Genomic DNA, 10,169 nt, shown 5'->3' with positions numbered 1-10,169 from the left:
GCATTGTCAATGGTCATTGTAGCCGATAGCTGCAAGTCGTTATAGTTCGGCATCTGTACCAAGACATCCACGGTGTAAACTCCGGCATTGGTTTGTTCATTGCCTGTATAAGTTATCGTTGCACCGGCAGGAACTCCCGTAGCAAATATCGAATGAGCCGTGCCATCATAAGTAAACGTACCATTATTGAAGATAACACCTGTGATGGTTGCATTGTCAATAGTCATTGTAGCCGATAACTGTAAATCATTATAATTCGGCATCTGTACCAAGGCATCCACGGTGTATGTTCCGGCATTGGTTTGTCCATTGCCTGTATAGGCTACCGTTGCTCCGGTTGGTAATCCCGAAACAAATATCGAATGAGCCGTGCCGTCATAGGTAAATGTTCCGTTACTGAACGTAACACCTGTGATGGTTGCATTGTCAATGGTCATCGTTGCCGATAGCTGTAAATCATTATAATTCGGCATCTGTACCAAGGCATCCACGGTGTATGTTCCGGCATTGGTTTGTCCGTTGCCTGTATAGGCTACCGTTGCTCCGGCAGGAACTCCCGATGCGAATATCGAATGTGCCGTGCCATCATAAGTAAATGTTCCGTTGTTGAAGGTAACTCCTGTGATTGTCGCACTGTCAATAATCAAATTCACATTTTCTGTAGCAGCTAAATAATTAGCTGTTTCAGAAACAGAAACGGTTACCGGATAGTTACCGACATCGGTATAACCTTGTTGTGGTGTATATACCAAAGTAGTTTCATTATGATTTAAAGTAGCCACAACATTTTTAACTGTTCCGTCATACAGATGGGTTTGTGTATTATTGGTGGTAATAACTGATTGCGCTTTGTTAATGGTTAAAGATGCCGTTCTTATGACCGTATTACAACTTGCTGCTGTATCCGAAATAGTTGCCGTAATGATATAAGCACCTGCATTGGTAGCGGTATTACCCAATATAGTCTGATTATTTGCATCGGTTATTTCATAGGTAACGGCTGCTCCAGATGGAATATTCTGGGCAATAATGCTGTGCGGATTACCATCATACGTAATTATGCTGTCAGTAAAAACTACATTACTGAAATCAATAGTCGATGCACAATGAAACTCATACGTTCCCATATCTATATTTGTTCCGTTCAACCTTGCATTTCCTGCCAGGTCTTTTGTCGTAGCATTCAAACCAGGGAACAATGTATTATTTCCTGTATTAACCACAGGAGCATTTAATTTCAATGTATAATCTTCTCCTGACGGATTGGTGAAAACATCGGTTATTAAAATCCCTGTTGCATCTATATTTCCATTGGCATTAGCGGACGAACCCTCTACCAAAGAATGCTGTGCAGTATAAGGTCCCGAAACTGTGCCGAAAATAATAGAATTATGAAACGTGATGCTTCCCGTTCCTATGGAATAAACAGGATCTGTCCCGATATTATTTCCTATAGTAACATTGGTTAACTGTAACGGAGCAATTGTCAGATTTATGATTGCGCCACCGGTATTCACTGCCGCATTATTGGCAAACAATGCATTGGTTACCACAGGTGAAGAGTTGGTAACACTGAACATTCCGCCTCCATTATTGGCAGTGTTTCCGGTAAAGGCTACATTGGTCATCACCGGGGAAGAATTGGTTACATTATACATTCCGCCGCCATCATTGCTGGCGGTGTTGTCTTTTATAACCGCATTGCTAAGCGTAATAGAAGCGGTTCTGTTGTATATACCTCCGGCGCGAGTTGCCGAATTATTTCTGATAACCAGATTGTTAAAAGCAGGTGCGGTATTGTAATTATGCATTGCACCACCATCACTGCCTGTTCCGTTCATCAGGGTAAAGCCATCCAGTAGGGCAGTAGTGCTCAGTCCGTTGTTGTAATTCCAGATTACAGGCCTTACATTCTGTCCGTCCAGAACAGAACCATCTCCCATTCCTTTATTAGGTAAAGTACGGGTATTCCAGTCAGTGGTGTTGCTTACAGGATTAAAACCGCCATAGATTTCCACGTTGTTTTTCATAATAAAACTGTGGTTACCTACCGGATAATTTCCTGTGGCAACGTAAACCTTTTGCACATTCGTTCCATCTATTGCCAGCTGTAAAAGACCTGTGGCATCTGCCCACGAAGAACCGTTTCCTAAACCTGTGGCAGCAGGTTTTACATAGGAAATGCCGTTAGCATCGGGCTGGATAAAAAATTCATAAGCTCCCAAATCAATATTTGTTCCGTTCAATCTTGCATTACCTGCTAAATCTGTGGTAGAAGCGTTCAACCCTGTAAATAAGGTATTGTTTCCTTTATTGACAACAAAAGCAGCTCCTCTTAAACTGTAATCTCCTGCCGCCGGATTGGTGAAAATATCGTTAACGGTAATGCCCGCAGCATCAATATTCCCGTTTGCCGTACTGCTGTTTCCTTCAATGAAGGAATGTTGCGAGGTATAAGTGCCGGAACCCACTGTAAGTATAGAGCCAAAAACAATAGAATTTTTAATATCCATCGTATTGGTATTATTGATAGCAAGAGCATCCGCTACGCCGCCTGTATTGCCGGCAATGGTAACATTATTAAGTATTGCCGACACATCGACATTATCTAGAGCAATACCGCCTCCTGTACCACCGGCACTCACGTGATTGTCTGTAATCAACGTATTGGTAATAACAGGATGGCTATAAGCTTGAACAAAAACCCCTGCACCAATTTTAGCCGAATTACCCTTAATAATCACATTGGAGATAATGGGAGAACTCTGTACCCAGCAGGCGATACCTCCGCCATAAGAAGTTGAACTACCCACATAATAAGAAGTATTTCCTTTAATCACTAAATTCGTCAGTGTAGGCGAGGCATTGTGGTGATTGTATATTCCGGCGCTCCAGGTTTCAGCATAGCCACCTGTAATGGTAAAACCGTCCAGAACGGCGGTGTTGTCGCAACCAATATTATCCATAACCCTTCCTGCGTTATTAGCAGTCAGGACAGAACCTTCTGCCGTTCCCTGATTGGGTAGAATGCGGTTGTGCGTTAAATCGGTAATATTGTTAACAGGGTCAAAACCTCCGTAAACCGCCACACCGGTTTTCAGGCGGAAGCTGTTAGGCAAAGGCACGCTGTAAGTACCCACGGCAACAAAAACCTTTGTAGCACCGGAGTTAATAGCTCCCTGCAAGTTGGAAGTAGCATTTGCCCAGCTTGAACCGTTTCCGGTAAAGCCCTCACGTACATAAATAATAAGGTTGGCATCGGGTGTGAGAACCGATTGATTTTCATACGCCCCCATATCTATTACCAATCCAGCTAAACGTGGACTTCCCGAAAGGTCTTTGCTTGTAGCCAATCCTGCGTAAAAGGTATTGCTGCCTGCGTTAATTGCCAGAGATGTATTTGACAATTGGAAATCTGTCCCAACAAACAATGGGTCAGTATTTGCCAGATTATTATCTGCTGTGTTTCCTGTGGTGTAGCCCTGGGTAATGCTGTTTTTAAGTGTAATGTTTCCGGCGTTGTTTTCTATGTCGGCTCCCGCTATGGTAGGATTATTGTTTTTCAGATTGTTCCAGATGATGCTGTTATATACTACCGGGACAGAAAATCCTGCATTATATATTCCTGCTCCCCTGCTGGTTCCCAAAGCAGTGGTCAACGAATTGCCTGTTATGGTGACGTTGGTAATGGTAGGGGTCGAAAAATTGGTATTTATTATTCCGGCTCCCGAAACATCGGAAGCAGCATTTAAAACGAGATTTCCGCTGATAACCGAATTGCTGATAAGCGGGCTGGAAGCAGAGTTATAAATTCCTGCTCCCGATACCGTAGCATTATTGCCTTTGACAACCAAGTTCCTGAGCGTGGGCGAAGCATATACGTTGCGAATGCCGGCACCCTCGGAATAACTGCCGCCCGTAATGGTAAAACCGTCTAGTACGGCGGTATTATCCATTGCCGTTGCAGTAGTAAATACGTTCCAGATAACAGGTCTTACATTTTGCCCGTTTAATATAGAGCCTTGCCCATTGGAAGCATTCGGCATAATACGGTTATGGGTTAAATCGGTAATTCCGTTTAAAGGGTCGAAACCACCATATATTGCCAGGTTGTTTCTCATAATAAAGCTGTTGGCTCCTACGTTATAGGTTCCCGCAGCTACAAATATTTCGGTAATGCTGTTACAACCCGCTGCTGCCGAAAGGGCAGTATGCAGATTACCCATAGCGCTGCCCCAACTGCTGCCGTTGCCCGTGCCGCCCGTTGCAACATACAGACGGTTTACGTTGTTGTACAGAATAAGAGAAGCATCTGAAGAAGTAACATTGCCACAGCTATTGGATACGGTAACTTTGTAGTCTGTAGCATTGTAAGATGCACCCGGATTGGTAAATGTAAGCGTGGCACTTGTAGCTCCTGATATTACACTGTTATTCGTTAAAGGAGTGCTGCCTTTATACCATTGATAGGTTAAAGCACCACCTGTGGCCGTAACACTCATACTTACAGAACCGGACGAACAACTGGCTACATTGACAGGCTGTGCCGTTATAACAGGCGATGCATTTACTGTAATATTGGCAACCTGAGTGGTATTGCCCGAGGTCATATAACCTGCCAGTGCTTTTACCGTACCATTGCCAGTTGTAGCTGCCGTGTAGGTAGCGGTTGCCGTACCATTGGCCTGTATGGTTGCCTGTGCATTGCTGATGGTACCATTAGCAGCACTGAAAGTTAACGGCATACCTATGAGACGTGATACATTGGCAAGAGACATTGTGGTACCTGCCGAATTTTGCAGTACACTTGCCGTAACAGTGGTACCGTTTGCAGTACATAAAGTGTTGGTACTTGCCGTAGTTTTCAGTACTAATTGTGGCTGGGTTATCAAAGTGGTCGGGGGAACAAAAGAACCGCTTACCACCGTTGCGACTTCGCTACAAGTACCCGAAGCTTGCGGGTCGGTATTGCAGCCCCACCAGTTATTGGTGGCATCTACTGTTGCACCACCACCATTCCCAAGATAATACGAATACCCTTCTGTAACGTACAATGCGTTTTTGACAGTGCCGGCGGCTACTGTATTATTGCTGAAATAATTATAATTGACCGCTGTCGGAAAATCCGTACCAATAAAAATAGCTCCTCCATTCCCGGGATAAGTATCCCAGCCCGCAAGAGAATTGCCCGTAAAAATATTATTTTGAATGACTGTATTAAAGCTGGTAGCGTAATCTTTTTTTTCTGCATATATGTAAATTGCACCGCCTTGTTCAAAACTACTATTCCCGGTAAAGCTGCAATTGGTAATACTTGTACTTCCGGTAACAGGAGCAGTAGCATTGGCATAAGTATAATACGAAATAGAAACTGCACCTCCACTACCCACAAAATAACCACCACCACTATAATTGTATGCTGTATTATTAATAAAAGAACACTGATCGATATTAATGATGCCTGTCGATGCATAAGATATAGCACCTCCATCCCCTCCCATAGGGTCAGTATTTCCTTCAAAAGCACAGTTGGTTATTGTTATGACATTACCGGGCCCACCACAAAGAATAGCTCCACCGCCATAATAATCGGATGTTACATATCCGTTAGTAAATGTAATGCCTGATATGCTTGTGCTTACATCTGCAATCTCAGCCGTCGGATTAATAAAAAAAATACGATCCCGGTTGGTGTTGGTCATACTGATAATGGTTTGCCCGAGTCCTGCACCTATAATGGAAATATTCTGCGCATTATTACCAAAATGAATCGTCCCCATCGTAAGGTTATAGGTACCGGCAGGCACATTGATGACATGGGGTCCGCCTCCGGCAGCATCGGCAGCAAGGATAGCGCCCCGAAGCTGGTTGGTAGCCATACCGTCTGTGGTATTGGTAACATTGTAGGTTATGGCATAAGCACTGTTGCTGATGCAGAACATACCCAACAGCAGTAGTACTGTGTATTGTATGTGTTGAATAATTCGATGTAAAAATGTCATAAAACAGGTTTTAATATTTATTTTGGGAAGCATAGCCACCGGCATTGATATAATAATTCAGGGCTAAAAAGGGCATCATATTGTTATGAGGAAGATCGCCACCTGTTTTGCCTATGGCATTGGTGTTCATAAGAGCGCCTTTCCCTTTGTTTTTTGCATAGTTGACAATAGCAGGTCGTGTTGGACCATTAGCCCAGACGTTGTTTGCAGGTTTTGCATCATTGCCCGATAAGCCGGCATTGGTATTATGCCTGTGTCGGGGTAGTTGTGCCTTAGTTAATATGACCTCTTTTTCCCCGGCATTTTCGCCAAGCTCATAAGAGGTAAGCTCATTGGTAGTACCGTAACTTACGGCAGCTTTGCCTCGCAAATCTGGTAAGCAAAAAGTATCACCCTCGCCGCCATAAGTGTAGCCGATTACAGAGAATAAGTTGAAATATGCTGATACCTTCAGCTTGCGGCCATCACAAAAAAGCCAGTTTTTGGGAACCAACGGGATAGATAAGGCTTTGATGGCTCCGGTAAATTCCTCATCGTCATTAAAACTTTCTGTAGGATGCATCCCATCTAAACAAATACAATAATTAAGGCTTAAATAGGGCGACATATTCTCGTGCTGCAGGTTGTCACCGGTTGGGGCAAGTGCTTTATCGCTCATTATTCTATTGTTAGATTTTGCATATCCGGTATTTGCTGCCCAAAAATTATTTGCCAAAGCAGTATCATTGGCATCTTCACTGCTTGCCATAGCTCCGTGATTGTGTGCGGGCATTTCTTTTATGGTAAGCCTGTGTGCTTGCTCACCGGCGTACAAAAAAGCAGGATATCCGGCTCCGCTGCCTATTACTACCCTTCCCCGCAAATCCGGCAACGCAAAGTTTGTCTTACCATCGCCACCAAACCGGTTGCCCAGCAGCGCATATAAAGCAGGATTACTGCTGACAGGTAATAATTGGCCTTCGCATTTTGCCCAGCCTTTAGGGGCAAAATCAAATCCGAATAATCTTATTTCTGATGTATATTGTTCCATTGTTATATTTTTTTTGTGTTATTTAATGAGGATTAGGAAGTGTACCGCTTTCTGCGATAATGTAGGACATTGCAAGTACAGGCATCCTGTTTTCGTGCGGCATACCATCGCCTTCGGGCAATATGCTTTCATCGTTCATCTGAACATTTCCTGTTGTTGCTGCATAAATATTGCCTTTTGCTCCAGCCCAAAAAGCATCGGAGGCATCTTGGACCTCTGCATTACCAGCATCATTACAAGCGGGAGTGTGTTGGTGTGCGGGTAAGTGACTTGTTTCCAGTATTACCGTTTCGGCACCGCCTTTGCTGCCTTGTGCAAATGCGGTGCTTTGCCCTAATGGAATTCTGCTTCGCAGATCGGGCAGGCAAAAGGTGGTAGCTGTACCACCATATAAATTACCAAGTAAGCTTGCAAGTGCTTCGTATTCGTTAATAGGAAGCTCTCTACCATCGCAAAGAAGCCAGCCTTCCGGGATTGTTGCTCCTGAGAAAAGCTTGATTTCTCCAATGTAGTTAAATGTGTTTGTCATAATTTTTGTTTTTAGTTAGCTATTAGCTATGATTTAGAAATATTATATAATAATTATTTTGCTACACTTTGAAAGTCACCTGAATGACAGTATACTATCAATACGTTTGCTACTTTCGCTTTTTTCTTATCCAAAAAGCAGTCTCTCGTTAACTGAAATTGGTCAACAGTGTTCTCTAAACCGATACGGAATTGAGGAATGATTTTGAGGTAAAAAATGAAATACAACATAAAAGGACAAGATATCTCGAAAGGACAAATCGTTCATTATTGTATTTGGAAAATGAAGCGGAATGGGAATTTCCGAAAATGCGCGTTATAGGCTGAATGGCAAAAGAAGATTTCACATTAAGCCAATTTCTAAAAGAAAGTAATGATTGTTTCAAAGCAGCGTGAATTTTAAAATTACGATGAGTAAAATAAACGCATTTTGCTTTTTAAGGAGTAAAAAGAGACATCACAAAAACATCACAAATGAAAATTATTACTGTAAATCAATTAATTATAAATAAAATCATTTATTACATAATTGTGATCAATTAAATCGTTTTAATAAGGTCTTCTACTGTTGCGCTTTCAGAAAGTTCTAATTTTTTACGGATACGGTACCAATTGGTATGAATGCTTTGGGTGGAAACTCCTAAAGCAGATGCCATTTCTTTTCTTGAAAAATTGAGTTTTGCCAAACAAAGAAAACGGGTTTCTGCCAAAGATAATTGCGGATGTTTTTCTTTAAGCTGCGTTAAAAAATCGGAATGTACCTGCTCAAATAATAACTTGAAATTTTGCCAGTCCTCTTCGGTGAGAATAGTAGATTGCTGTAACTGAAATATGATATCGTTATTCACATTTGTAGCTGAAGCAAGCTGCTGCTTCATATTTTCTATAAGCTGTCTTTTTTCCTGGATTCTTTTTTTGAAGCCATCTAACTTAAGTTCAGAAAGCTTTAAATTTTGTTCTGTTATTTCAAGTTGAGAACTCAACAACAGTTGTTTTTGCAGGTTAAGCTTTTTCTTGTTTTTAGAAATAAACAGGAATACACCTGTGCCTAAAATAAAAATAACAATCAATGAAATAATGATGATATTTTTTATCTTTTTGTCTTTTTCGTAAATCTGAAGTTCCATTTTTGACTGTAACAATTCCAATTGGCCGGAGGCTTTTTCTACCACCAAAGCATTGTATTTGCTGTCACGTATTTTTTCTGCAATATGCAGGCTGTCTGCGTATTGCAAAGCCGTTTTGTAATCATTGATCTTCAGATAATACTCGTGGGATACTTCATAATAATTCCGTTTTGCCTGTTCTAATTGCTGTTGTATCCCGAAAGTATTGGTTTCGGGTTTCGGGAAAGAATTGGAAGTAAGTAACAGATAATGACGGGCTTTTGTCAAATCCCCAAGTTTAAGATGGACTTTTGCCATATTTACAGCCGCATTTTGCTGTATATCGACAGAATAGCTATTGCTGTTAATTCTGCAATCTTCCGAAAAATACTCCAATGCCTTTTGATATTCTCCTTTCCTAAACAGAACTTCGCCTATGCTACCGGCAGTTAACCCAATCCATATATCATTCTTGTACTCAATAGCTTTTTTATGGGCAATATCCAGATAAACATAAGCACTGTCGAGCTGGTTTAATTTCAGATACGAAACCCCAAGCGTATTATACTGCTGTACATCGAGGTTGTTGTTATATTTAGGCAACTTTATGGCTTCTTTCATATAGGCAACCGCCTTTTCATAGTCCCGGAAAAAGAAATAATCTAAGGCGAAATCGTGCAGGTATTTCCCCATCATAGGCACATTTTCGTAACCTATTTTTTTGAAGATATCATCGGCAGCCAGCAGATTTTCAAAAGCATCGGCATATTGTCCGTTACCAAACTGAATTTGACCAATCGCAACCAAACAATCACCAACGTGAAACATATCATTTCTTTGTTGGCATTCCTGCTGTAATTTTTTAATCAGTTCAATTTTCTTCTGTATGTTCTTTTCATAGAAAATAGGTTTCCCCTGGATGTTATATTGAACGTGGCTAAGTAGTAATTGGTCATTCTGCTGCTCTGCAAATTTCTGAAGCCCGTGAAGAAATGAATCGAATTTATCTGAATTTACAAGATTATTTTCTTCCATATACCCATTCATAAACCGGATACGCTCTGCCGGAGAAAGAGGAAACAGACGACTGTCTATATCTATGTTCTGAGCTGGACAAGATATAAATGAAAACAGAATAAAAAGAATTCCGAATAAAAACTGTTTTAGCATTAGTACATTTCTAAAAAGTTAATAATTTTTGAAATGTTAAAAAAAATACTAAAACAAGACTAATATAATTTGCGTGCAACAGTAAAATTTTTAAGCTTTTGGCAAATTTAACTATTTCTAAAAAATTAGACTAATGTGAGGGGTTATCTTTTTAGTTAGGTCTGGTTTTAATCTTTGATATATTTTTACTGAAAATTTATTTTAAACACATAGTGCAAATTCCAGTGATATTGACCACCTAATTCCAATTTAAAGTGACCACCTGATTCCAATTCAAATTGACCACCTAATTTCGGAGCAAAATGACCACTTCCATTTTTCATTAAAAACTAC

General features: G+C 41.0%; 5 protein-coding genes and 1 pseudogene. 1 reads left to right on the top strand and 5 read right to left on the bottom strand.

Going from position 1 to position 10,169, the window contains the following annotated elements; genetic code table 11:
* On the bottom strand, positions 1 to 3,140 hold a 3,140-nt coding region (locus G6042_RS14540; protein ID WP_317168020.1), incomplete at its 3' end, for a beta strand repeat-containing protein.
* A gap of 150 nt (positions 3,141 to 3,290) precedes the next feature.
* A pseudogene (locus G6042_RS14640) lies at positions 3,291 to 3,407 on the bottom strand (hypothetical protein); the annotation flags it as partial.
* 169 nt (positions 3,408 to 3,576) lie between these two features.
* On the opposite strand from G6042_RS14640, the gene G6042_RS01000 reads away from it, so the two are divergent.
* A complete protein-coding gene (locus G6042_RS01000) occupies positions 3,577 to 3,810 on the top strand; it encodes a hypothetical protein (RefSeq protein WP_169522404.1) in 234 nt (77 codons plus the stop codon).
* 2,202 nt (positions 3,811 to 6,012) lie between these two features.
* On the opposite strand, the gene G6042_RS00995 is transcribed toward G6042_RS01000, so the two are convergent.
* From G6042_RS00995 to G6042_RS00985, 3 genes are all read right to left on the bottom strand, one after another.
* Complete coding sequence (locus tag G6042_RS00995; protein ID WP_169522403.1) at positions 6,013 to 7,032, bottom strand: phage tail protein; 1,020 nt, start codon at positions 7,030 to 7,032, stop codon at positions 6,013 to 6,015.
* A gap of 22 nt (positions 7,033 to 7,054) precedes the next feature.
* Positions 7,055 to 7,561 carry a phage tail protein gene (locus G6042_RS00990; protein WP_169522402.1) on the bottom strand — a complete coding sequence of 169 codons (507 nt, stop codon included), beginning with the start codon at positions 7,559 to 7,561 and terminating at the stop codon, positions 7,055 to 7,057.
* Between the two features lie 538 nt (positions 7,562 to 8,099).
* Positions 8,100 to 9,836, bottom strand: a complete 1,737-nt coding sequence (locus G6042_RS00985; RefSeq protein WP_169522401.1) for a tetratricopeptide repeat protein — start codon at positions 9,834 to 9,836, stop codon at positions 8,100 to 8,102.
* Between the last annotated feature and the right edge of the window lie 333 nt (positions 9,837 to 10,169).

Origin of the sequence: Flavobacterium solisilvae, assembly GCF_012911605.1 — a bacterium.
Taxonomy (GTDB): Bacteria; Bacteroidota; Bacteroidia; order Flavobacteriales; family Flavobacteriaceae; genus Flavobacterium; species Flavobacterium solisilvae.
The sequence above is the reverse complement of the archived record's forward strand: the minus strand, read 5'-3'. Positions and strand labels throughout refer to the sequence as shown.